Consider the following 23,535-nt stretch of genomic DNA (forward strand, 5'->3'; position numbering starts at 1 on the left):
CCGTTCCTGCAGCATGCACACGGCGCGCCGGCGTCGCTCGGGGCTCACCAGTTTCCCGAAGCGACCTCCTTGAGCATCGCCTTCTCCAGCGACAGGTCGGCAAAGCTCTTGCGGGGCATCTTGGGTTGCTCCTTGCCAGGGTTGAATTCTCTCTTTCAACCTGGACTCGAAACAACCGGTCACGTCAGTTGGTTGGTACGTGACGTTTGGGACTGAAAACGGCGACTGCTACAAGAACTGTTTGTTTAGCGCTTACACCCCAAAGGACCGAGAACTCGCGAGATGGAAGATGCAGCATCTACTGGGCATGGTCTATGGCTGCGCTAGCCAAATCTTCGTAGACCGCGGTCCTGGCATCGCGGAAAACGTTCAGCGTGCGGCAGTCGACCGACTTCGCGCGGATGCGCTGATGGCCCGACCGGGAGACCCCGAGGGAAAAGGACACATCGAACAGGTTATGGGGGATACCCAAAAAGAGCTGCGGTGTTTGCCTGGTTCTACCCACACCACCGGCAATGCAGATGAGGATAGGCGCCGACGGAACCGCGTCACGAAGGACGTAGTTGTGACACTCGACCAGTTCATGCGCGCCTTGCTCACTGTCATCAGCCGGCGAAACCTGACGATGGACGTCAGGCACCTTCTAACTGTGGATATGCTGAAGAGTGGTGTGAGGCCTGTACCCGCCGAAATTTTCGCCTACAACAAAGGTCTGCAGCGGGGTGATTCCGAGTGGGAGTGGACGGAGGACAGAATTTTCCGCACGCTTTGTAACCAAAAACCACTGCCCGCTCCAGGCGGGATTGTAAGCATTAAGAAGAGGCGCTACACGTCAGACAGGCTAAAGGCGGTCGCTCGGGCTCATGAGAGCGGCGGAAAGACTCTGGTCGTGAACACGCTGGAGATTCCCAATGCTCCCACCTATTTGCTCTGGGAAGATTTGGGTGGGCGCCTTGATGTGCTGGAGGCTACCGATGGCACGGTGGCGTCGTTTGGCGACAACCCGACGTGGACGCACGATTACATAAGCTTGATGAAGAACAGGGGGCTGAAATCGGGGCGACACGACGCGCGCAAGCACACCACCGTGGAGGATGCAGTGCCGAAGTCCTCATTGTCACGAGCTAAACACCAGCGACAATTGCAGGCCGAGAAAAACTCTTCTACTGGCGTCGGCGAGCCGCTCCCATTTGCGAAGCGCAAGGCAGCAGCGCGCCGGCATGAAGAAAAAGGACACGTGGACGCGGTGCGTTCAATTGTGGGGGTTTCGGGTGACCAGACGCCCGTGCCTACAAAAGCGCAGGGTACGCCCAAGCGAGGACTGCTTGACTTCGAAGAAGAGTCTCTGCACGACCTCATTGGATGACAAGGACGGTCAGGATTGTATGGGCTCCGCCCACCGCAAAGCCTTGCCGGGCAACAATCGGAACGCTTTCATTTCCCATTTGCACCACAGCGGGGAATGCCGTCCGATGTGAAGGTGAAATCGGTGAGGTGTGCCCGGCCGTCCAGAGCGGCCGGGCCTTACGCGGTGCTGCCTCGCGAGGTGCCGGTATGAAATTTTGAAACGCTTTCGTTTCCTCAGTTCAAAAAATTGTAGCGATTCGAAATAGTTGTTGCGCCGCGTTTCCGAAGTTGTTGCGCCGCGTTTCCGAAGTTGTTGCGCCGTTGTCCCGGCATCCCTTGTGAACACTGGGTTTCCGGGCGGCGCAACAACTAATTGAAACGCCACGTTGCCGTGGCAGACATCCGGGTTTGCATCTGCTGTTCTCCTCTGCAGAGCCCATTTCATGCGCTCACGCGCGCCTCCACCGCATACGAACGCGCCTCCCAACCTCCGCCCCAAACTTCGCTCTCGCGCATCGAGATGCATATATCGTCGAATTTGATTTTCGTCGACGCCTAGGCGCGTATGCGAACCCCCGCTACGCATGCAATGTACCGGTGCTCCGAGCGCTTCGCGCGAGTGCCGACCGGGGTGCTTCAAGACAGAAACATCATGCGTTGATGTGCTGAGCGCTGGCGATATCCAGTTCGTGCCAGCTTGCGCCTCCAAATTCAATGACCTGCCTGTTTCAGCCACGACACAAAAACGTGTGCTTGAGCAGGGTGTTGCCATTGGGGGCGGGCGTATTCCTAGGGAAATCAAGGTGTTAGTCGTCCTGGCACAGATGTCGCTCTATGCCCTGCGGGGAGGAGCCAGCCATGCCAACAATCACCTCGCGACGCCATGCCTGGCGCTTGGCGATCCACCGCGCGATTGAGCCAACCGCACTGGCTGCGGGGCTTGCAATGATGCTTGCCGGCGCACCGGCGTTTGCAGACGAGGGCGACATCATCGTGCAGCGCGACGTCACGTCGCGTATCGCCTATCGGGGTGTGCCCACTGAAGCCTTACCGGTGCGCACCGCTGTTAGCCCGTTTCCCACCCAGGCGTTCAATCAATCCGTTGGGTCGGTCATGTCTGTGCTCTCTGACGGAGAACTCGGCACGTCGCATGCATCTGCCGCCAACGCCACCACGGGATTGCAACGCGTGCTGACCTCGCAGTCGAGTGGGTTGCAGCCCGCAGCGGGCGGGCTCGCGGTCGGAACCGCCGTTGGTGGGGCGGCCGTTGGCGGTGTGGGTGGCCAAGTGGTGCAGGCTACGGCCGGCATCGCTTCGCAGATCAGTGGCGCGCTGGCACCGCTCTCACGAGGTGGTCAGCCGTGAAATCGACAACGCTGCCCCGCGTTGTGGTGGCTATGAGCATCGTGGCGACCGGCGCGGCATGGGCTCAGGGGGTACCGCTGTCTGCCGTGATCGACGGGGATGCCGCTGCCAACACGGCCGGACGTATCGCCGTCAATCAGGCGTCGGGGGCTGGCAACGCCCAAGCGAACCTGGCGGCCCTGTCCACCGATGAGGCCGGCGTCGTGTCATCACAGGTTGTCGGTCGGGCTGTGCCAGGCCTGTCGGCATCGAGCCGCTTGGCAGGGGCTGCCTTCAATGGTGCAGCGGGTCTGGTGTCGATTAACCAGGCTAGCGGCGCCGGCAATGCGCAACTGAACGTTGCGGTCATTGCACCCACCGCTTCCGTTGTGCAACAGCAATCCCACCACATTGAGCCGCTTGCCGACAGTGCCCTGTCTGGCGTGGCAGTGCAGTCTCGTCGTCAGGATGTCGCGCCCGCGACGGAGGGCAGGCAAGACGCGTCGATCGCATCGACCGCGTTGCGCAATACCTCCGGCGTCGTGCAGGTGAACCAGGCGGCAGGAACGGGGAATGTCGTATCCAACGTCTTTGTGCTCCGTCCCCCGGCGGGCACTCTTTTTTAACAGCAGCAAAGGAAGGGAGATCACCATGAAAGCCAAACTGATTGCCGTCGCCGCATTGAGCTTGCTTGCCGCAGGTGCTGTCCAGGCGCAGGATCGCGGTGGGCCAACTTCGTCCGGTGCGGTTATCACCAACGTGACCGATATCAGCAATGACATCCATGTGCAGGGCTACGGCCTGGCACTGGGTTTTGTGCCGTTCAGTTCGGAATCGTCGGCAGTTGTCGATTCCACGCAGAGCAGCAACAACAACTCAGTCGACCTGCCGCGTGGCAGCAACAAGGCGACGGTTGATGGTCAAGCACTCCAAGGCGCGCAGGGTGCAGTTGGCGTGAACGTGACGTCCGGCGCAGGCAATGTGCAGTCCAACGACGTGGCCTTGGCTGCAGTGGATGCCGGCAAGGTGTTCGCTTCTGCGCAGGTGTTCAACAACCAGTCGGACCCGGGTGAATCGCTGGCAATTGGCAATGCCGTCAACAAGGCATCGTTGGGTGGCAGCGCGCTTAACGGCGCCAAGGGCACCATCGGTGTGAACATCGCTGCCGGTGCTGGTGAACTGCAAGAAAACGGCATGGCGGCTTCCACCAACAGCTCGGGCCGTATCGCCAAGGCCACGGACTACAACACGCAGGCGGCCGACAACAACTCGCTGCGCCTGAACGGTTGCGATCCGACCAACGTTGCATCGTTGAACGGTACGGCACTGATGAACGCCATGGGCAATATCGGTGTGAACATTGCCGCCGGCGCCGGCAACCTGCAGCACAACGGTCTGGCCATCGCCACCGCCAAGGCTGCGAATTAAAGCAAAACTGCCTCATTGCCCGGCCGCCTTGTGCGGCCGGGCGTGATCCCCCGGGGGGAGTGATGCGATTGAACCAGCGATGGAGCCGCATGATCGGGCTATGCGTGGTCTGCGCATGCGGCGTGTGGACCGCGCAGGCACACGCGCAGGAAGGCGCGATTGCACTGCGTGCCGACAGCGAGATGCCGCTGAACAAGCCGGTCAGGAGCATGGCAGAGCTGCGCTATCGCAGCGTGATGCGCCAGCAGCAGGATTTCAGTTGTGGTGCTGCGGCCGTGGGCACGCTGTTGCGCTATGCCTACGGCATGGACATCGAAGAGAAGCGCGTGATTGCCGACATGATGAAAGTGAGCGACCCAAAGCAGGTCGCCGAGCAGGGCTTCTCCATGCTCGACATGCGCAATTACGTGCAGACGCTGGGGTTTCGCGGACGCGGCTACCGCGTTGACATGACGGCGCTGCGCGATCTGGCGATTCCCGTGATCGTCTTGCTGAACTTGAACGGGTACCAACACTTCGTGGTCGTGAAGCGCGCGGCTCAGGGGCGGGTGTTCATCGCCGACCCCGCGCTGGGCAACCGCATCATGCAGGAATGGGAGTTTGCTCCTGCGTGGAACGGCCTCGTTTTCGCAATCGTCGGCGACGTACCCGTTCGGGCCGATTCCGGATTGATGCAGACCAACGCTCCGACGCTGCGCGCGCGTGAAAATGCCGCCTTTGCCGGCGGTGCGCTGCCGCCTCAATTGGAGTTCGGGCCCGCCCGATGGGATTTGTTCTGATGAAGACCAAGACTATTGCGTGGATCGTTCCACTAGCCTGCGCCGGCTGGTGTGCCGGTGCCAATGCTGGCGCGTCGCCGTCAGAGTCATCCGACCAGGCGGCGCTGTTCCATGGCGGCACCGTGGTGGAGTTGGCGGACGACGGCGAATTGGCTCAGCAGCGCGGTAAGTACCTGGGCGCGAGCATCGTCAGTGGTTTCATGATCGCAATGGCCTCGCAGTGGCGCAATGAAGCCGGGCAGGCGTCTGCGGAGGCCCGCCTGCTGGCCACCAACCTGCGCACCAATGCCGCCAGCGTCAACGTGAGCTCGCAGGCGTCGGTGCAGATGGGGGCGGGTGCGCTGGCAGGCGCGGCGTCCGGCGCCAGTGCCGCGGGCGGGGCCGGGGTACAGGTCAACGGTGTCGGCCAGGTGACACAGGTGGCTGGCAACAACAACCTGGCAAGTAACACCGCATCGATCTCGATGCAGGCCGCTCCATTGCCTACACTGCCTTCGGGTGGTTCGTCGGCGCTGGCGGCTCAGAACGGTTTTGTCGCCCAGGCCCAGGCGGGCGCGGGCGGCGTGCAGGTGGCCATCACCAGCCCGATGGGCGTTGCCTCGCAGTCGGTAACGTCCAATCTGGCCGGGGTGGCGGGGAGCCTGATGCAGGTGGCGCAACTGGCGGGCAATGCACAGGTCATTGCCAATCAGTTGTCGATCCAGCTGCAAATTCAGACGATGTCGCGTCAACAGCTGGCTCAGATCGGCGTGGCGCAGGCATTGCAGGCGGTGGCGGGTTTACGCCGCTAGACGTGGCGATGCAGAATTCCCTATAACGGCGCATTAGAAGAACGCACAGGCAGACAGTGAGAGTCGGCGCTTGGCAATGGGCCGGCGTGCCGAAACGGAGGCTCTTAAGCCTCCACCTTGCTTTCCGGGGGGAAACATGGGACACCGACGCACGGCAGTGGCGTGTGCAGTGGCATGTTGGTCGTTGCTGCCTGCAGCGGCCTGGGCGCAATCGCAGTCGCAAACCGACGACAACTCGTTCGACGCGCGGCTCGCACGTCTGCAGCGCACCATCGAGCGGCAGCAGAAGATCATCGAGGCGCTGGAAGAACGCGTGGGTGATCTGGAGCTCGTGCGCGTGCGCGGACGTGGTGTGGGTGGCAACGGGCCATCCGCTGCATCGACGTCGAACGGATCGGCGGGGGCGGCCGGGGCGGTCGCCTCGGTCGCCGCCACACAGTCCACCGGGCAACCCTCTGGCGCGTTGCTTTCGCAAGCCGATGGCGCTGCCGCACCCGCCAGCGAGAGCACCACACCCGGGCGTGCCGACCCCAACGAAAAACCCCGCATCCAGAGTAAGGATCTCGTCTTCCAGGCCGAGCACGCGCCGTTGTTCGAGCGGCGTTTCACGCTGGATACCGGCTTCAGCTACAGCTACTACGACCGCCGCAATCTGGCGCTCTCGGGTTTCCTTGCGCTGGACGCGATCTTCCTCGGGCAGATCAACTTGGTGCAGACCAAGGCTAATGTCACCACCTTCGACGTCACTGGCCGCTATGGTTTTACCGACCGGCTGAGCGCGGACTTCACCGTGCCGGCGGTGTATCGCTCCAGCACGTTCTTCAGCGGTGGTGCAGGTGGCGCTTCGAGCACGGTGAGCGAGGCGGACAAGTCCTCCGCCGGCCTGGGCGACGTAAGTGCCGGCATTTACTACCAGCTCGTCAAAGAGTCGGTCGACTGGCCGGATATCGTCGGCAGCTTCCGCGTGCGCGCGCCTACCGGGCGCTCGCCATTTGGTATCAAGCTGATCCAGGCCGACAGCAATAACAACAACCTGATCATTGATCAGCAACTGCCCACGGGTAACGGCGTGTGGAGCGGCACGCTGGGTGTGTCGTTTCTGAAGACGTATGACCCAGTGGTGCTGTTTGCCAATGCCAGCTACACGTACTTTGTGCCGCGCTCGTTTGCCGACATCTCGTCGACCGTGGGTGTCGTGCAGCCGGGCAAGGTCAAGCTGGGCGACACGATCACCGTGGGCGGTGGCCTGGCGCTGGCGCTCAATGACCGCACCGCACTCACCATGGCCTACAGCACGGCCTATTCGGGCAATACGCACATCACACCAGACGGCGGCGCCGAGCAATCTGTGGTGGGCAGCAAGACCAACGTGGGCACCATGACCTTCGGCATCAGCCATGTGCTGACGAAGAACCTGTCGATCAGCGCCACGCTGGCGATGGGCCTGACGCCGGATGCGCCCAACTACGTCTTCTCGCTACGCTTCCCATACACCTGGTAGTTGCGTGAAGCGGCGGTTCTGGGCCCAGGCGGGCGCTTTGCGTGCGTCCATCGTCTGGGCCTTCTTCTCGTTCCGGATGAACGACGGCGATCCATCTCTTCGTCACGGGACGTGGCGCTAAGTCGCAATCACTGCCTATCCAAGCGGACGTTCAGGCACTAGTCTTTCGGCCGATAGGCGCATGCCATCCGTGTGCTAGAAATGTCTCATGTACTGCGCAACCGCGATCGTTGAGCTTGGTTGGGGGAACGCCACCACCATGACAAAACGAGCGACAAAAGCATAGAAAGACAACAGGAAAGCAAGCACCGCTTGCTGTTCCTTGGGAACGGGGAGTTCAGATGAAAGCCATCCGCCAACGCGGAGCGGCGGCAGTGGAGTTCGCACTCGTCGCGCTCATCTTCTTTGGGCTTCTTCTCGGCACCGTGCAGTTTGGCTGGCTGCTCTACAACTACGTTGTACTCGCCACCGCAGCCTCCACGGGCGCTCGCGTTCTGGCAACGCAGCGCGGCTACAGCGCGCCTTACACCAATACCAAAAGCGCAATTCTGGCGGCAGCGACGTCGCTCGGCGCGCAGTCGACGATAGCAAGCCGCATGACGATCACCATGTCTGTCGGGGGAGCGTCGTGCCAGAACGATGCACTGTGTACGACTGCCTTGGGCACCGGGACCCAAGCGCCTGCTCCGGGCACACAGGCCAGTGTCGCCATCAGCTATGCATTTGCTCCGATTGTTGGCGGGTCATTGGCCGGCAAGGCATCACTGTTGCCAACCGCCTTGCAGGCCAGCATGTCGGAGCTTGTGCAGTGAAACAGGCTGTTCAGCAGGATCGGGGGAAGCCATGCAGCTCAGAACAATAGGAAGAAGCAGGGGACGGGGTACGGCAACGGTGGAGTTCGCCCTGCTGTCGCCATTTCTCATGCTATTGGCGCTGGGTGTTGCGGAGTTCGGCTGGCTGACCATCAACGCCGTGATGGTGGTCAACGCGGCGGCATCTGGTGCACGTTTCTTTGCCGGACAGCGTGGCAGCAATACACCGTACTCCGACACCAGTACACAGATCAAAGCGTCCGCTGCCACCCTGAAAGCGCCGAATTTGAGCTACTCGACCTACGTCGGCAGTACCTCATGCAGCACCGATTCGGCCTGCGCACTCGATTTGAACAGCGCAGTGCAGGGCGGCTCAGTCACCAGCGCGACGGTGACGGTGACCTACGGCCCCTATCAGCCGCTGCTTGGGGGCGCTTTCCCGGGTGTGTCGAACCTATTGCCGAAATCACTCAGTGCCACGTCGGTGGAGCGCGTGCAGTAGGCGGGCGAACTCGAATCGGAGCCAAATGCCATGAAACGATCAACCATCAAACGGCTGGCAGCAAGACGGCAACAGGGTGCCATCGGCATCATGGCAGCGTTCTCGATGATCCTGTTGATTGCCATTGCCGGTCTCGCGATCGATGCCGGGTATCTGTTCTACTGCCAGAAGCGTCTGCAGGCTGCCACCGACGCAGCAGCGCTGGCCGGCGCCGCAGACCTCTGGACGAGCTCGTTTACGACGGCACAAGCGAACGCGATGGCGTACACGGCCGGCAAAGGCAAGAACGCGATGCCTTCTGGGGTAACGGTATCCGGTGCCACCATTACCGGCTTGCAGTTGACGAACGCGCAGCTACCGGCATCTGGCGCGGTCTCCAAATACAACGCGATTCAGGTGGTGCAGCAGGCGACAGTGCCGCTGACTTTCGCTGGCGTGTTCGGGTTCAAGTCCCTCGCGATTGCAGCCAGTTCCAAGGCGGCCGCCGGAGGGGCTGGCAGCCCCGCGAAGTACAACGTCATGATCGTGCTGGACACGACAGCGTCGATGAACAACACGGATTCGAACTGCCCGAGTGCAAGCAAGAAATCGCTGACGCGGTTGCAGTGTGCCCAGCAGGCGGCGCTCTTGCTTCTGCAGAACCTGACAAACGCCGGCGACAATGTCGGGCTGATGGTGTTTCCGCCCCTGGCTGGCAGTAGCAAGGACACCGATTTTTCTTGTGGTTCAGGGCAGCAGGGCATCGCCAGCAGCTATTCCGCCGTCGGCACGGGTGTCGTGACCAGCGGCGCAACCTATCAAGTGACTGGGCCTGGGAGCGGGTACCTGAAAAATGGTGCGCTCAATACTGGATCAAGCATTGTCCAGGCGCTGGGAGGTGGCAGCTGCAGTGGCATCCCTGCAATCGGTGGGCTCGGAACGTTCTATGCGCAGGCGATCGCTTCCGCGCAGGCAGCTCTGCAAAACATGTCGCAAGGGCAAAGCCCCCCGGGGCAAAACGTGATCATTCTCTTGAGCGACGGCGATGCCACCTCATCGCAAAGCCAGTTGGGCAACACCTACAAGAGTACCTATGGTCAGGAGTGCAAGGCTGCGGTCACGTCTGCTACCACGGCGCGTCAGACCGGTACCCTGATCTATACGGTTGCCTACATTGGCGGCGGTTCGACTTCTGCAAGCTGCAGCGATGGCGGCAGCGATCTGACGCCATGCACCACCATGCAGCAGATTGCCTCGGGGCCGTCGTACTTCTTCTCAGACACCTGTCCGAACGCGGCCGGGGGCTCCATCAATCTGAACGCAGCCTTCAGTGCAATTTCGTATTCCCTGACCAAACCGCGACTGGTTCCGCAGAACGCTACGTAGAACAGTATTACGAGCTGCATCGGCGCCCAGAGTGAGCATCATTGCGAATACCTGCGCGATTGGCAGATCGGTGTGATTTCAGCGTGCCCCATCTGCGCCGGGGTAGCCGGGTGGAGGCGGTGGCGGTGGGCCGTAGTCATAGCGCGGTGCCGCCGGAGTGGATGGACGCACCATCATTGCGCCATAGACAGGAACACGATTGCCCGAGGCATACATGCATTGAATGTACGCAGCGTCGTATCCGCGCTGAGTGGCCTGGCCGGAGTACTGGGCGTTGTTCGCGCCGATTGCCGAGCCGACCAGCAACCCTGTGCCGGCGCCGACTGCTGCGCCGCGTCCGCCGCCGAGCGCCACGCCTGCTGCTGCTCCCAGTGCGGTGCCGACCGCAGCGGTGGCAACGGCACTGTCCGCTGCGGCTTGCCCTGGGCTCGCTCCACCAATCTGCGCGAAGGCAAATTGCCTGCAAGCGGCATCGTCGGCGCGGAACTGATCAAAGCTCTTGCCACTGCCGGGCAACGCCATCACGCTTGGGCCGGCGGGTATTGTTGTGCAGGCGGACAGCGCCACCAGCGTCAGTGGCAAGGGCCACCAGAATACGCGCTTCATTTCGGGACTCCCGCATTGTTCTGTGCAGGCGATGGCGGCACCGCGGGCACTTTCTGCCAGCCGCTGGAGCAGGTTTTCACATAGGGGTAGTAGCCCTCCGGCTTGGCGCAGTGGTACCAATAGCCTTGGTCCTCCGGCTCGTCTGCGTCGCCGGTGGCCATGTCGCTTTTCTCGATGTACTGCGGCGGTTCGGTTGGCACTGCGACAACGGCGGGCGGATAGTAGTAGCCAGGGTAGTACGGATAGGGGTAGCCCCACGGCGGACCGACGTACACGCCAATGCCAACGCGCCCCCTGCCATGCCAGCGATCAGCGAACGCGGGGTCGCTCGCCATGCTGGCTGCCGCTGCGGTCATGACCGCAATGACGATGCTCCCGATACTCACGGTATGAACACGCATGCTGACTGCCTCGTGTGCGACTGCGCAGCGCACGGAGCGCTGCCTGTACGTTCAGTCAATGTAGTGCCGGCATTCCATTGCCACGTCACCAGGAAAGGGCGCGTTACGCTTGTTACGGCTTGGTCGTCGCCCCGTAAGATTTCACACACAAAGTGCACATGATGTGGCGGTGATCACGCTGCGCCAACGTTTGCTGGTTTCGCGCTCGTGTGTGCTGGCGTGCGGCACGTAGACACATCGTTCAGTCCAATGGTGGCAGCGCACTTCGCACGTCAACCGCATACATTGGAGCAACGTTCTGCAAGTGCCCGGAGTCACCGGGCCTCTATGAATCTGCCCTTGACTTGACTAGGAGCCGCTATGAAAGCCATCAAGCAAATTGTGATCGTCGCCATGACGTTGACTGCGGGCGTCGCAATCGCCGCCAAAGTCGTGGATTGGCGTGACCTCGACAAGACCCACAAGCACGTTCAGGAGGCGATCCACGAGATGGAGCGCGCCCGAGCAGCCAACCACTACGACATGGACGGTCATGGCGCGAAGGCTGAAGAGCTGCTGCGTCAAGCTGAACGCGAGTTGGCCCTGGCTGTGGAATCGGCGAAGGCCGCACACTAGTTCTTTGGCTGTATCGCCCTTCACAGACGAGATGACCTGTCCCCAGTAACAGGGCCAGAGGGCTTCCAGCAAAGCCCAGTTCAAGTTTGCTTCAGGCTTGCGTCCTCTCGTCTCCGGCCTCTACACCCGGTGTTTGAAGCAGGTCGATCGCGCATTGGCGCTGTATGCTGCCGCGACCTGATCCTGTTCTCGGAGGCTGCCTCGTGCTCTATTTCTTCAACAAGTTGCTGTTGCTCGCCGTCTATGGCGTTGCGCTGGGCAGCTATGCCATGCCGTTGCCACTCTCGGCGGACGTCATCTATTGGGTGCGCATCGTTGCTGTCGTGCTGCTGGCGGCGCATCTGCTGGAGGTGGTGTTTTGCTTCCGCAAGGTCGCGCTGCACAAAGGGCCCCTGTTCGATAGCGTGCTGCTGACCATGTTGTTCGGTTTTCTGCACTGGAAGCCGATGGCGGATGCTGCCCGGAACACGCGCTGATCACGCCTTGCCGCGGCGGTTGTCGGTTTTGTCCACCTAGCCGCAACCGCTATCGCGGGCTACTCTGTTCGAGTCATCCCCTCCACGCGCTCGCCTTGTTGCGATGCGACATTCATCATGGACAGAGCGGAGCGAACAGCGTTTGTGTTTGCCGGCGGCGGCAGCCTGGGCGCCATCGAGGCCGGCATGCTGCGCGAACTGGTGGGCTCGGGTGTGGTTCCGGACATGGTGATCGGCGCATCGGCCGGCGCCATCAATGCGGCCTTTTTCGCATGCAACCCCCATGCGGCGGGCACAGCACAACTCGAAGCGCTCTGGCGCGGCGTGCGCCGTGCGGATGTGATGCCGTGGTCTTGGCGTGCCATGTTCGGCATGCTGGGCGGCAGGCGCGCGCATCTGGTGGATGCCTCTGGCCTGCAGCGGCTGCTTGTGCGGCATTTTGCACAGACCCCGCTCGAGGCAGCGACGCTGCCCCTGCACGTGGTGGCCACCGACATGCAGACGGGTGCCGAGGTGGTGCTGTCTTCCGGCCAGATCGTGCAGGCCGTGCTGGCCAGTGCCGCCATTCCGGGGGTGTTTCCGCCAGTGCGCGTGGGTGATCGCCTATTGATCGACGGCGGTGTTGCCAACAACACGCCAATCTCTACTGCGATCCGGCTCGGTGCAACGCGTATCGTCGTGCTGCCCGCCGGCTTTGCCTGTGCTGACCGGCGTGCCCCGCGCAGCGCCATCGAGCATGCGCTCAATGCGCTGTCACTGCTGGTTGCGCGCCAGCTTGTACAGGACCTGGAGCGCTGGTCTGGGCAGGTGCCGATTGCCGTGGTGCCGCCGTTGTGTCCGCTCGATGTGTCGCCCTATGACTACGCCCGCTGCGGCGAGCTGATCGATCGCGCCGCCGCCGCCACCGCCGCGTGGCTGGCCGCTGACGGTCTTGCCGGAACTGGTATCCCCGGTGCCCTGCGTGAACATCATCACGACGAAGACCGCCCGAGCTGCAGCGTCGACCCGCACACCATGCCGACTGCCTGACGCCGTCTTCGCCCGGGTGGCGGATGTCGTATGCTCACGCCGTCACAAATACAGCATTGGGGGTCTCATGGGCGTGGTGATCGATCATCCGATCGAGGTGTTCCTCATGGCGCTGATCGTGTTGGCGGGCGCGGCGCGTATCGGCTCGGCCGTATCGAAGCGCCGTGCGCTGGATGGCAGTACGCACGAAGACTTTGACGTGATTCAGGCGGCCACGCTCACGCTGCTCGGCCTGATGATCGGCTTCACGTTTTCGATGGCCATCAGCCGCTACGACACGCGCAAGAACTACGAAGAGGAAGAGGCCAACGCCATCGGCACCGAATATGCGCGGGCCAGCCTGCTGCCCGCTGCCGATGCCGCCAACCTGCGCGGCCTGCTGGCGAAGTATGTGGATGTACGCATCCGGCTCTACAGCAGCCACGACACCAGGCAACTGCCCGCACTCGAGGCCGAAACCTCGCGCCAGCAAGACGCCTTGTGGGCGGCGGTGCTCGGGCCTGCCGCCGCACAGCCCACACCAATCGTCGCGCTGGCCGTGAGCGGTATGAACGACGTGCTCAACGCGCAGGGCTATACCCAGGCCGCATGGCGCAACCGTATTCCGGTGGCTGCCTGGGTGCTGCTGTTCATGGTGGGGGCATGCGGTACGTTCATGGTTGGCTACGGCACGCGCAGCGCACGCATGCGCGGGGTGCTTCAGTTGCTGCTGCCCCTGGTACTGGCGCTGTCGTTCATGCTGATTGCCGACATCGACAGCCCGCGCGGCGGGTTTGTCCATGTGGATCCGGTCAACCTCAAGACGCTGGCGGCTTCCATGCAGCATTGACAGGCAGGGTGGGATTTTCTGCCTGGCGTTGAAACTGAATCTGCGTGGTGCGGCTGTTTCCCTGCATGCGGTGCGCTCATGATGCGCGCATCCGATTCAACTGGACGCCCACCATGAAAGCCGTTGCCTACTACGAAAGCCTGCCCATCGATGCGCCCAACGCGCTCGTCGACCTGACCTTGCCCGACCCCGTGCCTGGCCCGCACGACCTACTCGTGGAGGTGCGCGCCGTCTCGGTCAATCCGGTTGATGTGAAGGTGCGTGCCGGCATGCCACCGGCGAACAACCAGCCGCGCGTGCTGGGCTGGGATGCGGCAGGCATCGTGCGCGCCGTGGGCGCGGAAGTATCGCTCTTCAAGCCCGGCGATGCGGTCTGGTATGCCGGTGCCCTGCAACGTGCCGGCACCAACAGTGAGCTGCATGCGGTGGACGAGCGCATCGTCGGTAAGATGCCTGCCACACTCGGATTCGCACAGGCGGCCGCGTTGCCGCTGACCGCCATCACCGCATGGGAACTGTTGTTCGACCGGCTGCAAGTGCCGCAGGTAGACACGCCCTGCGGCAAGACGCTGCTGATCGTGGGGGCGGCGGGTGGCGTGGGGTCGATTCTCGTGCAGCTTGCGCGGCGGCTGACAGGCCTGACCGTGATCGGCTCCGCCTCGCGCCCAGAGACGGCCACCTGGGTGCGCGAGCTTGGCGCACACCACGTGATCAACCACACCCAGCCGCTGGCCGCCGAGCTGCGCCGCATCGGCGTGCCGGAGGTCGACTACGTGGCCAGCCTGAACCAGACCGAGCACCACTTCGAGCAGATCGTTGAAGCGCTCAAGCCGCAGGGCCGTCTGGCGTTGATTGATGACCCGGCGCAGCTCGACGCGCGCAAGCTCAAGGCGAAGAGCCTATCGCTGCATTGGGAATTCATGTACACGCGCTCGATGTTCAGCACGGATGACCAGATCGAGCAGCACCGCCTGCTCAATCGCGTGGCGGACATGATTGACGAAGGTACGCTGCGCTCGACCATGAGCGAGCATTTTGGCGTCATCAACGCCGCCAACCTCAAGCGCGCCCATGCCCTGATCGAAAGCAATCAGGCGCGCGGCAAGATCGTGCTGGAAGGGTTCTGATACCGGCTCAGGCGTCGGCCAGGTAGCCGCTGATGCGCGTTTGCAGAAAATCGCGCAGCCGCATCAACGTGGGCGAGAGCGCCAGCCGGTGCGTGCAGATCAGGTGCAGCGGCGCGGCCTCGCCCTGCCAGTCGGTGAGGGCGGCCTGCAGGCGGCCGGCACGCAGATCGGCCAGCACGTCCAGACGCGATTTGTACGCGATGCCGTGGCCGGCAACCGCCCAGCGGCGCACGAGTTCACCGTCGTCCGCCACACGGTTGCCGGTAACGCGTACCACCTGCGTGTCCGCCGCCCGATGGAACGTCCACTGGTCGTGCGTGGTGTCGGACAACGCCAGCCGCAGGCAGTTGTGCTGGAGCAAGTCATCGGGCGACTGGGGCACGCCGTGCCGTGCGAAGTAAGCGGGCGCGGCGCACAGCACGCGCCGGTTGTCGGGCGCCAGCGGCAGCGCTACCAGTGAGGAATCTTCCGGCTCGCCGTAGCGCACTGCGGCATCCACGCGCTGGCGGAACATGTCGACCAGCCGATCGCCAATGCGCACCTGCAGCGCCACCGCCGGGTGCTCGGTGAGGAAGTCGTCGAGCCAACCGGCGAGCACGCTGCGCCCCAGGTCCGACGGCATCGACAGCGAAACATCACCACCGATGGCCTGCCGGCCGAGCGCGAGGGAATCCTGTCCGGCCTGTAGATCGGCCAGCGCGCGGCGGGCGTGCGCCAGGTAGCGCTCGCCTTCCTGCGTGAGCGCGAGGCTGCGCGTGGAGCGCGCCAGCAGCCGCGCACCCAGTTCGGCCTCCAGCCGCTTGACTGCTGCGCTGGCCGCTGCCGGTGCAATGTTCAGCACACGGGCCGCCGCTGACAGGCTGCCGTTGTCTACGGCCAGCACGAAGATGGTGAGGTCTTCCAGGCGGATCATTGCTGCAGGTTTCGATGGGAATGGCGCAGGATGAGCGGCATCTTACCGAGTGCCTAGCTCGTGCGCACGGTTGCCCAATCCAGCCCGAACCGGGCGAGATACTTGCGCAGCCGGTCCGCGTCGTTCACCTTGGCCTTCTCGGTGCGTGACACGTCAAACAACCGGCGCCCGGCATCCGACAGCGATGCCGATTCCCGACAGAGGGCAATCACGTTCTCCAACTGCATGCGGTCGAACAGGTCGATGGATGCAACCTCGTCGCCGAGCAGATCTGCGAGCGCACTATCCCCGCCCGCCGAATCCGGTTCGGCCCACGTGCGCTGCAGACGCGCGATTTCGTCAGCGACATCGGCCTCGGTAATGCGGCCACCTTCGGCCAGCGTGGCCAGCCGGGTGACGCTGGCCGACAGTTCACGGAAGTTGCCCGTCCAGCGTGCCTGCGGCGAGGTGACGAACTTCAGGTAGATGCGCCGCGCCTCGGTGTGAAAGCGCACCTGTTCGCCGTGCTCGCGGGCATAGCGGGCCAGTTCGAAATCGAGGTTCGGCTCCAGGTCTTCCGGGCGATCGGCCAGGCCGGGCAGGTCGAACGTCCACAGGTTAATCCGTGCATACAAGTCTTCGCGAAAGCGGCCCTCGGCCACCCACTGCCGCAGATCGCGCACGGTGCCGGCAATGAGCTGGAAATCGCTCTCGACCTCGCGGTCGCTGCCGAAGGGCAGGAAGCGCTTCTCTTCGATGGCCTTGAGCAGCATGGCTTGCTCGTCCAGGCCCAGTTCACCAATCTCATCCAGAAACAGCAGGCCACCGTCTGCACTGCGCAGCAAGCCGGCGCGTTCCGTCTGCGCGCCAGTGAAGGCGCCTTTCACGTGGCCGAAGAGCGCGGACATGGCGCTGTCACCGCGCAGCGTGGCGCAGTTCACCTCGACAAAGCGGCCGGCGAACTGGTGCCGCGCCTTCTTCATCTCGTACACGCGGCGCGCGAGGAACGACTTGCCCGCACCCGTTGGCCCGAACAGCAGCATCGGCGCCTTGGAGCGCGAGGCCACGCGCTCGATTTGCTCGATCATCCGGTTGAACGCCGGGTTGCGCGTGGCGATGCCCGATTTGAGCAGCGAGACGGTGTCTTCCCGCTCGCGTGCAAAGCGCGTGGCGATCTTGTCGTAGCGCGAGAGGTCCAGGTCGATGACGCTGTAGCTGCCCGCCGTGTTGCCCAACTCCTTTTTGCGCGGCGGCGCGGTCTGGATGAGTTGCGCCGGCAGATAGCGCGCCTCGGCCAGCAGGAACCAGCAGATCTGCGCGACGTGCGTGCCCGTGGTGATGTGGATGAGGTAATCCTCAGCCTCGGTGTCGAACGCGTAGCCGCGCGTGAAGTCGTGCAGTGTGCTGTAGACCTCTTCAAAGTCCCACGGGTCGCGCAGCGAGACTTCGACGCTGCGCACCTCGGTCTCGGGCGACACCGCGGCGATGTCGGCACGCAGGCGTTCGAACAGGCTGCGGCTGCGCACGTCGTGCAGCAACTCCAGCCGGTGGATGACGAGGTCGTCCTGCTGGCACAGGCCGACGCTCGGCCGCCAACGTTCCCAGCGCTGGGCGCCCTTGCCTACGTAGTCGAGCGTCGTGCCGACAAAGCCGATGGCGACGGTTTTACGCATCCTGAAGTGCTATCCAAAAAGATAAATCAATATATCAATGGATCGTATTTTCGGGAAGTTTGGCGTGCCAACATCTGCGTTGATTTGCAAAAAGCACAATGAAATCAATGGGATAAATCGATCGGCGTCCGGTTTGGAGTGACCTGGCACACCCATTGCACTAGAGAAGGCATCAACAACACAACGCGAGATGCCAAATGGCTAACCAGCAACTATTCCAGACCTTGCTCGCGAAGACGGTCCAAGCCAATGCGACCGACGCGATCAACCAAGCCGGCGCCCCGGCGTATGCGATGTCGCCCCAGCACCAGCTGGCGCAACTGGCCATGACGGGCTGCCTGAACCAGACCTTCTATGCCTCGGCCGAGACGCAGCTGGCCGACGTGCTGCAGCTGGCGCTGCAAGTGGACGACGCCTTCATCGCCAAGACCGCGGTGTACAGCCGCGAGCGCGGCCTGATGAAAGACATGCCGGCCCTGCTGACCGCCGTGCTGGCGGCCAAGGGCAGCGCGTTGTTGCCGACGGTGTTCGGCCGCACGATCGACACCGGCAAGATGCTGCGCAACTTCGTGCAGATCGTGCGCAGCGGCGCAACCGGCCGCAAGTCGCTCGGCAGCCGCCCGAAGAAGCTCGTGCAGGCGTGGCTGAACAGCGCTACGGAAGTGCAACTGCTGCAGGCCACCGTGGGCAACGCACCGTCGTTGGCGGATGTCGTGAAGATGGTGCACTCGAAGCCGGCGGATGCCTGGCGCGCCGCGTTCTTTGCGTGGCTGATCGGCAAGCCGTATGACGCCACGCAACTGCCGCCGTTGACGCGTGAGCTGTGTGCGTTTCGCGCCGGTGAGTCGAAGGTGCTGCCGGACGTGCCGTTCCAACTGCTGACCAACGCGCCGTTGAACGCTGCGCAATGGGCGGTGCTGTCTGAACGCATGGGCTGGCACGCACTGCGCATGAACCTGAACACGCTGGGTCGCCAAGGTGCGTTCAGCCTGCCGGGTGTGACCAAGCGTGTGGCTGCCCGTCTGGCGGATGCGGCGCAGGTGCGCAAGGCACGTGTGTACCCGTATCAACTGCTGGCAGCCTACCGTTCAGCGGTTGATCCGGTGCCGGTGGCCGTGCGTGAAGCGTTGCAGGATGCGCTGGATGTGTCGCTGGCCAACGTGCCGAAGCTTGAGGGCAACGTGGTCGTGTGCCCGGACGTGTCCGGCTCAATGGGCAGCCCGGTAACGGGCTGGCGTCAGGGTGCGACTTCGGTCGTGCGCTGTATCGACGTGGCGGCGCTGGTGGCGGCGGCCATCCTGCGCTCGCATCCGACGGCACGCGTGTTGCCGTTCGAGCAGCGTGTGGTGGATGTGCGCCTGAACGCCCGCGACTCGGTCATGACCAATGCCGACAAGCTGGCGGCCATCGGTGGTGGCGGTACCAACTGCTCGGCGCCGTTGGCCCAACTGGTGGCAGAGCGTGCCAAGGTCGATGTGGTGATCCTGGTGTCGGACAACGAGTCGTGGGTTGATGCCACGCGTCGTGGCGCCACCCAGACGATGCTGCAGTGGGACTTGCTGAAGCTGCGTAACCCGCAAGCCAAGCTGGTCTGCATCGATCTGCAGCCGTACGGCACCACGCAAGCAGTGGAGCGTGCGGACATCCTCAACGTCGGTGGTTTTGGCGATGCGGTGTTCGACGTGATCGCGCAGTTTGCGTCCGGTAGCTTTGGCGCAGGCCACTGGGTCGAGGCCATCGAGGCGACGGTGCTGTAGGCCGTCTGTGCAATGAACAACAACGTTTTACCGGCGCGTCACGAATGCTGAAGAGCTTGTCCTGACGCGCCAGGTGCGAATGCCTGCGGGTGTACATCGGTATCCAGTCGGTTCGAACCCGACCCGCGCGAAAGCGTGAGACCACTCGCTCCCCTAGTCGCACCACCTTTTAGTTTTTCGGCGAATGCCGGCGGAACTACATCCTATGAAGATCGAGGTCGCGGGTTCGAATCCCGTCGGTCCCAAATCAGGGGGACCGTAGCTCAGTGGATAGAGCGCGCTGTTTCGCCAACTTTAGTCGCCGACCCCAATGCAACGCCCGATGTCACTGCCAATACGACATCGGGCCCCATAATGAAAAGAACGGAAGCAACGAAAGATCATGAGTCAGTACAACACTCTCCACGTTGAAAACGGCGCCGACATCAAGCTGTGGACCAACGGCGTGCCGGTAGAAGATGACGCCCGCAAGCAGCTGATGAACACGGCCAAGATGCCGTTCATCTTCAAGCACCTGGCGGTGATGCCGGACGTGCACCTGGGTAAGGGTTCGACCATCGGGAGCGTGATCCCGACCGAGGGCGCGATCATTCCGGCCGCCGTGGGTGTGGATATCGGCTGCGGAATGATGGCCGCGCGCACGACGCTCACGGCCGCAGACCTGCCGGACAACCTGCACGGCCTGCGTAGCGCCATCGAGGCAGCGGTGCCGCACGGCCGTACGCCGGGCCCGCGCGATAAGGGTGCCTGGAATACGCCGCCGGAAACGGTCGATGCGATGTGGGGTGAACTTGCCGACGGCTTCAAGCGCATCACCGACAAGTACCCGAAGCTCGCCAAGACGAACAACCACAAGCACTTGGGAACGCTGGGTACCGGTAACCACTTCATCGAGGTCTGCCTGGATGAAGCGCAACGCGTCTGGTTCATGCTGCACTCGGGTTCGCGCGGGGTGGGTAACGCCATCGGCAACCTGTTCATCGAGCTGGCGCAGGCCGATATGCGACAGCACATCGCCAACCTGCCGGACCGTGACCTCGCGTACTTTGAAGAAGGCAGCCAGCACTTTGATGACTACGTCGAAGCCGTCGGCTGGGCGCAGGACTACGCGCGTCGTAACCGCGCCACGATGATGCAAAACGTGATCGCTGCCGCGCGCAAAGTCATCACCAAGCCGTTCGCGGCCGACGTGGAAGCGGTGAACTGTCACCACAACTACGTGCAGCGCGAAACCCACTTCGGCCGCGACGTGCTGGTGACGCGCAAGGGCGCGGTGTCGGCGCAGAAGGGGCAACTCGGGATCATTCCGGGTTCGATGGGGGCGAAGAGCTTCATCGTGCGCGGGCTGGGTAACGAAGAGGCCTTCTGCTCGTGCAGCCACGGTGCGGGCCGCACCATGAGCCGTACACAGGCAAAGAAGCGCTTTACGGTCGATGACCAGGTTCGCGCCACAGCCCACGTGGAATGCCGTAAGGATGCTGACGTGATCGACGAGATCCCGATGGCGTACAAGGACATCGACCATGTGATGGCGGCGCAGGCGGATCTGGTAGAGATCGTGCATACGCTGCGGCAGGTGGTGTGTGTGAAGGGATAAGCTCGCCCTCCGCGCTCGTACAACAAGAACAACAAGTGAACATCATGACGTTTCTGTATTCCCACCCTGTCTCCGACACCATCCGCGAGCGCGTGCTGGCGGAGCTGACCAGCATCGAGCTGCAGCACGACGTTCGCGTGCTGTTTGCGTGCGAATCGGGCAGCCGGGGCTGGGGCTTTGCCTCGCCCGACAGCGACTACGACGTGCGCTTCGTCTACGTGCATCAGCCCGAGTGGTACTTGCGCGTCGAGCCGCAGCGCGATGTGATCGAACTGCCGATCAGCGACGAGCTGGACATCTCCGGCTGGGAGTTGCGCAAGGCGCTGCAGCTGATGCACCGCTCCAACCCGACGCTGCTGGAGTGGCTCGCCTCGCCCGTGGTGTACCGCCAGGACGCGGCATTGGCCGAGTGCATGCGCAAGCTGGCGCCAACGTTCTTCTCCGAGCGCAAGGGCCGCTGGCATTACGTGTCGATGGCGGCAAAGAACTTTCGCGGCTACCTGCAGGGCGAGACCGTACGCATGAAGAAGTACCTGTACGTGCTGCGTCCGTTGCTGGCCGCACAGTGGATCGACGAAGGGCGCGGCATCCCACCGATGCGCTTTGCCGATCTGGCTGATGTGATGGTGAGAGACACCGCGCTGCGTGACGAGATCAACCAGTTGCTGGCGATCAAGATGGAATCCGGCGAGGCCGAATACGGGGCGCGCTTTCCGCGCATTCACGCCTTTATCGAACAGGCCTTGGCGCAGGAAGACGTGCCGGCCGATTTCCGGCAGGCCGCGGGCAACCCGGCAGCGTTGGATGCGTTCCTCTACGACACCGTGTTGACGCGCCCCCCCTGTACAACCTGACGCACACCCCATCTGGCGGGTGCGCAAACGAACAAGAAGAACAAACCATGAACACCCAATTGCAGTTTCAATCGCAACCCGCCACCTGCATCGAACTCGATGGAGCGCAGGGCGAGGGCGGCGGACAAATCCTACGTACGGCGCTCACCCTGTCGATGCTGACTGGCACGCCGTTCCAGATCGAGAACATTCGCGCCAAGCGTTCCAAGCCCGGCCTGCTGCGCCAGCATTTGACGGCGGTGCAGGCGGCCGTGGAGATCAGCGGCGCCACCGTGGAGGGCGCAGAAGCGGGCTCGCAGACGCTGCGCTTCACTCCCGGGACCATCCGTGGTGGCGACTACCGCTTTGCCATCGGTACGGCCGGCAGCTGCACGCTGGTGCTGCAGACGATCCTGCCTGCGCTGTGGTTTGCCGATACGCCGAGCACCGTGTCAGTGAGCGGCGGCACGCACAACCGCGCAGCACCGCCGGTCGACTTCCTTATCCGCGCGTGGCTGCCGTTGGTCGAACGCATGGGCGTGACGCAGACGCTCGCGCTCAAGCGCCACGGTTTCTACCCGGCCGGCGGCGGCGAGGTGCAGGCGACGGTCACGCCGTGCGCAGGCCCGCTGCGTGCGTTGCATCTGACTGAGCGCGGCGCGCAGCAGGCGCTGCGTGCCGAAGGCATCGTTGCAGGTGTGCGCGGTGGCGTGGCGCGGCGCGAGCTCGACATGCTGGGCTGCTTCGTGCCCGGTGTTGAAGGCACCGTGCGCGATCTCGGCAATGCTGAGGGTCCCGGCAATGCGCTCGTGTTCGACATCGTGCACGAGCATGTCACCGAGGTCTTCACGGGGTTCGGCGAGCGCGGTGTGGCGGCCGAGACGATTGGCAAGGATGTCGCCCATGCGGCGCTGCGCTACCTGCAAAGCACGGCGGCGGTGGACGAGTATCTGGCCGATCAGCTTGTCTTGCCGATGGCGTTGGCTGGTGCGGGCAGCCTTACCGCAGTGGCGGCTTCGTCGCATCTGCTGACCAACCTCAGCGTGATCGAGAAGTTCCTGCCGGTGGCGTTTGATGTGGAGACCGTCGGGCCGGGCGCTCCGGTGCTGGTGCGCGTGCTCTAACGGCCGGTGGCGGGCCCGGGCAGGCACGGCATTCGCGTGGGGTTGAACACCAACACCAACTGGAGCCCACCATGCAACGCGGCAAGAAAGAGCAGCACCCGCACGCTCACAAGCGCGAGGAGTTGATCGAGCAGGCCGTGGAAGGCACCTTCCCGGCAAGCGACCCGCCTGCCACCGGCGGCATCACGCGTGTGGTCGACAAGAAGCCCAAGGCGCACAAAGGCAAGCACAAGCCGAAGGCCAGATCGAAGTAACTGCAGCGAAATCGCCGCAGTCATTCAGCGCCCGCATCGTCTAGCGACGTGCGGGCGTTTTCGTATCTGCGTGTGCTGCGTGCTTACTGGTGCGCGAGGATGTTGACCACGTTCCCGAACGGATCGCGCACATAGAAGCGTCGCACGCCCCACGGCTCATCGACGAGCGGGTAGACGATCTCCAGGCCCAGCGACAGGGCGCGTGCATGCACGGCATCGGCGTCGTCCACCTCAATGGACAGCGCCGGCACCGGGGTGCCCGAGCCGCCCTCGGTGGCAATGCTGACCTGCGGTGCCATCGTGGCATGGGGATCGGCAAAGGTGACGATCCAACCGTGGTCCATCACGGTTTCCAGGCCGAGCAAGTCGGCATAGAACGCGCGGGCGCGCGCCGGATCGGGGGCATACAGGTTGGGGACGATGCGTCGGACGGCCATGCTGCGCTCCTGTCTG

The 23,535-nt window shown here is 63.2% G+C and carries 25 protein-coding genes; 20 read left to right on the forward strand and 5 right to left on the reverse strand.

The features are described from left to right. The first annotated feature begins 199 nt into the window (after window positions 1-199). The 10 genes from R2N11_RS25720 to R2N11_RS25765 all read left to right on the forward strand — a co-directional run bounded on the left by R2N11_RS25720 (window position 200) and on the right by R2N11_RS25765 (window position 9,869). Window positions 200-1,366, forward strand: coding sequence for a hypothetical protein (locus R2N11_RS25720; RefSeq protein ID WP_488281386.1), 1,167 nt, complete (start codon window positions 200-202; stop codon window positions 1,364-1,366). A gap of 839 nt (window positions 1,367-2,205) precedes the next feature. After that, complete coding sequence (locus R2N11_RS25725; protein WP_316682908.1) at window positions 2,206-2,712, forward strand: hypothetical protein; 507 nt, start codon at window positions 2,206-2,208, stop codon at window positions 2,710-2,712. 32 nt (window positions 2,713-2,744) lie between these two features. After that, window positions 2,745-3,317, forward strand: coding sequence for a hypothetical protein (locus R2N11_RS25730; RefSeq protein ID WP_199031528.1), 573 nt, complete (start codon window positions 2,745-2,747; stop codon window positions 3,315-3,317). A 25-nt stretch (window positions 3,318-3,342) separates the two neighbouring features. Next, window positions 3,343-4,119 (forward strand): cell surface protein, encoded by a 777-nt coding sequence (locus R2N11_RS25735; protein WP_199031524.1) that lies wholly within the window; start codon window positions 3,343-3,345, stop codon window positions 4,117-4,119. A 62-nt stretch (window positions 4,120-4,181) separates the two neighbouring features. Then, on the forward strand, window positions 4,182-4,898 hold the full coding sequence (locus R2N11_RS25740) for a C39 family peptidase (RefSeq protein WP_199031523.1): 717 nt from the start codon (window positions 4,182-4,184) through the stop codon (window positions 4,896-4,898). Further along, window positions 4,898-5,689, forward strand: a complete 792-nt coding sequence (locus R2N11_RS25745) for a hypothetical protein (RefSeq protein ID WP_316682909.1) — start codon at window positions 4,898-4,900, stop codon at window positions 5,687-5,689. Before R2N11_RS25740 ends, R2N11_RS25745 begins: the two co-directional genes overlap by 1 nt. A gap of 136 nt (window positions 5,690-5,825) precedes the next feature. Then, window positions 5,826-7,190 carry a transporter gene (locus tag R2N11_RS25750; RefSeq protein ID WP_316682910.1) on the forward strand — a complete coding sequence of 455 codons (1,365 nt, stop codon included), beginning with the start codon at window positions 5,826-5,828 and terminating at the stop codon, window positions 7,188-7,190. Between the two features lie 341 nt (window positions 7,191-7,531). Next, the gene (locus R2N11_RS25755; RefSeq protein WP_199031520.1) at window positions 7,532-8,002 is read left to right on the forward strand and encodes a TadE/TadG family type IV pilus assembly protein; all 471 of its coding nucleotides are present in this window, start codon (window positions 7,532-7,534) and stop codon (window positions 8,000-8,002) included. A 31-nt stretch (window positions 8,003-8,033) separates the two neighbouring features. Next, window positions 8,034-8,504, forward strand: coding sequence for a TadE/TadG family type IV pilus assembly protein (locus R2N11_RS25760; protein ID WP_269848287.1), 471 nt, complete (start codon window positions 8,034-8,036; stop codon window positions 8,502-8,504). Between the two features lie 30 nt (window positions 8,505-8,534). After that, window positions 8,535-9,869, forward strand: coding sequence for a pilus assembly protein TadG-related protein (locus R2N11_RS25765; protein WP_316682911.1), 1,335 nt, complete (start codon window positions 8,535-8,537; stop codon window positions 9,867-9,869). 78 nt (window positions 9,870-9,947) lie between these two features. Here the strand turns inward: R2N11_RS25765 and R2N11_RS25770 are convergent, their stop codons facing one another. Both R2N11_RS25770 and R2N11_RS25775 read right to left on the reverse strand, forming a co-directional pair. Beyond that, complete coding sequence (locus R2N11_RS25770) at window positions 9,948-10,475, reverse strand: YMGG-like glycine zipper-containing protein (protein ID WP_199031517.1); 528 nt, start codon at window positions 10,473-10,475, stop codon at window positions 9,948-9,950. Beyond that, window positions 10,472-10,876 (reverse strand): hypothetical protein, encoded by a 405-nt coding sequence (locus R2N11_RS25775; protein ID WP_199031516.1) that lies wholly within the window; start codon window positions 10,874-10,876, stop codon window positions 10,472-10,474. The genes R2N11_RS25770 and R2N11_RS25775 overlap by 4 nt, the downstream gene beginning before the upstream one ends. A gap of 360 nt (window positions 10,877-11,236) precedes the next feature. Between R2N11_RS25775 and R2N11_RS25780 the strand changes: the two genes are divergently transcribed. From R2N11_RS25780 to R2N11_RS25800, 5 genes are all read left to right on the forward strand, one after another. Next, on the forward strand, window positions 11,237-11,491 hold the full coding sequence (locus R2N11_RS25780; protein WP_199031515.1) for a hypothetical protein: 255 nt from the start codon (window positions 11,237-11,239) through the stop codon (window positions 11,489-11,491). 203 nt (window positions 11,492-11,694) lie between these two features. Next, complete coding sequence (locus R2N11_RS25785) at window positions 11,695-11,967, forward strand: DUF1145 domain-containing protein (RefSeq protein WP_316682912.1); 273 nt, start codon at window positions 11,695-11,697, stop codon at window positions 11,965-11,967. Window positions 11,968-12,084: 117 nt separating this feature from the next. Next, window positions 12,085-12,996, forward strand: coding sequence for a patatin-like phospholipase family protein (locus tag R2N11_RS25790; RefSeq protein ID WP_199031513.1), 912 nt, complete (start codon window positions 12,085-12,087; stop codon window positions 12,994-12,996). 67 nt (window positions 12,997-13,063) lie between these two features. Beyond that, on the forward strand, window positions 13,064-13,825 hold the full coding sequence (locus R2N11_RS25795; protein ID WP_316682913.1) for a bestrophin-like domain: 762 nt from the start codon (window positions 13,064-13,066) through the stop codon (window positions 13,823-13,825). A 113-nt stretch (window positions 13,826-13,938) separates the two neighbouring features. Continuing rightward, window positions 13,939-14,952 (forward strand): zinc-binding alcohol dehydrogenase family protein, encoded by a 1,014-nt coding sequence (locus tag R2N11_RS25800; protein ID WP_316682914.1) that lies wholly within the window; start codon window positions 13,939-13,941, stop codon window positions 14,950-14,952. Between the two features lie 7 nt (window positions 14,953-14,959). Here R2N11_RS25800 and R2N11_RS25805 read toward each other — a convergent pair whose 3' ends face one another. Continuing rightward, complete coding sequence (locus R2N11_RS25805) at window positions 14,960-15,865, reverse strand: LysR family transcriptional regulator (RefSeq protein WP_316682915.1); 906 nt, start codon at window positions 15,863-15,865, stop codon at window positions 14,960-14,962. A 53-nt stretch (window positions 15,866-15,918) separates the two neighbouring features. Beyond that, complete coding sequence (gene rtcR, locus R2N11_RS25810) at window positions 15,919-17,517, reverse strand: RNA repair transcriptional activator RtcR (RefSeq protein ID WP_316682916.1); 1,599 nt, start codon at window positions 17,515-17,517, stop codon at window positions 15,919-15,921. Between the two features lie 197 nt (window positions 17,518-17,714). Here rtcR and R2N11_RS25815 point away from each other — a divergent pair, with 197 nt between their 5' ends. The 5 genes from R2N11_RS25815 to R2N11_RS25835 all read left to right on the forward strand — a co-directional run bounded on the left by R2N11_RS25815 (window position 17,715) and on the right by R2N11_RS25835 (window position 23,082). Then, window positions 17,715-19,274, forward strand: coding sequence for a vWA domain-containing protein (locus R2N11_RS25815; protein ID WP_316682917.1), 1,560 nt, complete (start codon window positions 17,715-17,717; stop codon window positions 19,272-19,274). Between the two features lie 382 nt (window positions 19,275-19,656). Next, window positions 19,657-20,871 (forward strand): RtcB family protein, encoded by a 1,215-nt coding sequence (locus R2N11_RS25820; protein ID WP_316682918.1) that lies wholly within the window; start codon window positions 19,657-19,659, stop codon window positions 20,869-20,871. Between the two features lie 44 nt (window positions 20,872-20,915). Continuing rightward, the gene (locus tag R2N11_RS25825; RefSeq protein ID WP_316682919.1) at window positions 20,916-21,725 is read left to right on the forward strand and encodes a nucleotidyltransferase domain-containing protein; all 810 of its coding nucleotides are present in this window, start codon (window positions 20,916-20,918) and stop codon (window positions 21,723-21,725) included. A 47-nt stretch (window positions 21,726-21,772) separates the two neighbouring features. After that, on the forward strand, window positions 21,773-22,828 hold the full coding sequence (rtcA, locus tag R2N11_RS25830; RefSeq protein ID WP_316682920.1) for an RNA 3'-terminal phosphate cyclase: 1,056 nt from the start codon (window positions 21,773-21,775) through the stop codon (window positions 22,826-22,828). Window positions 22,829-22,899: 71 nt separating this feature from the next. Continuing rightward, window positions 22,900-23,082 carry a hypothetical protein gene (locus R2N11_RS25835; protein ID WP_199031505.1) on the forward strand — a complete coding sequence of 61 codons (183 nt, stop codon included), beginning with the start codon at window positions 22,900-22,902 and terminating at the stop codon, window positions 23,080-23,082. Between the two features lie 83 nt (window positions 23,083-23,165). On the opposite strand, the gene R2N11_RS25840 is transcribed toward R2N11_RS25835, so the two are convergent. After that, window positions 23,166-23,519 (reverse strand): glyoxalase superfamily protein, encoded by a 354-nt coding sequence (locus tag R2N11_RS25840; protein WP_316682921.1) that lies wholly within the window; start codon window positions 23,517-23,519, stop codon window positions 23,166-23,168. Window positions 23,520-23,535 lie beyond the last annotated feature (16 nt).

It is taken from the genome of Ralstonia flaminis, assembly GCF_958415495.1.
In the GTDB taxonomy this organism is placed as follows: domain Bacteria; phylum Pseudomonadota; class Gammaproteobacteria; order Burkholderiales; family Burkholderiaceae; genus Ralstonia; species Ralstonia flaminis.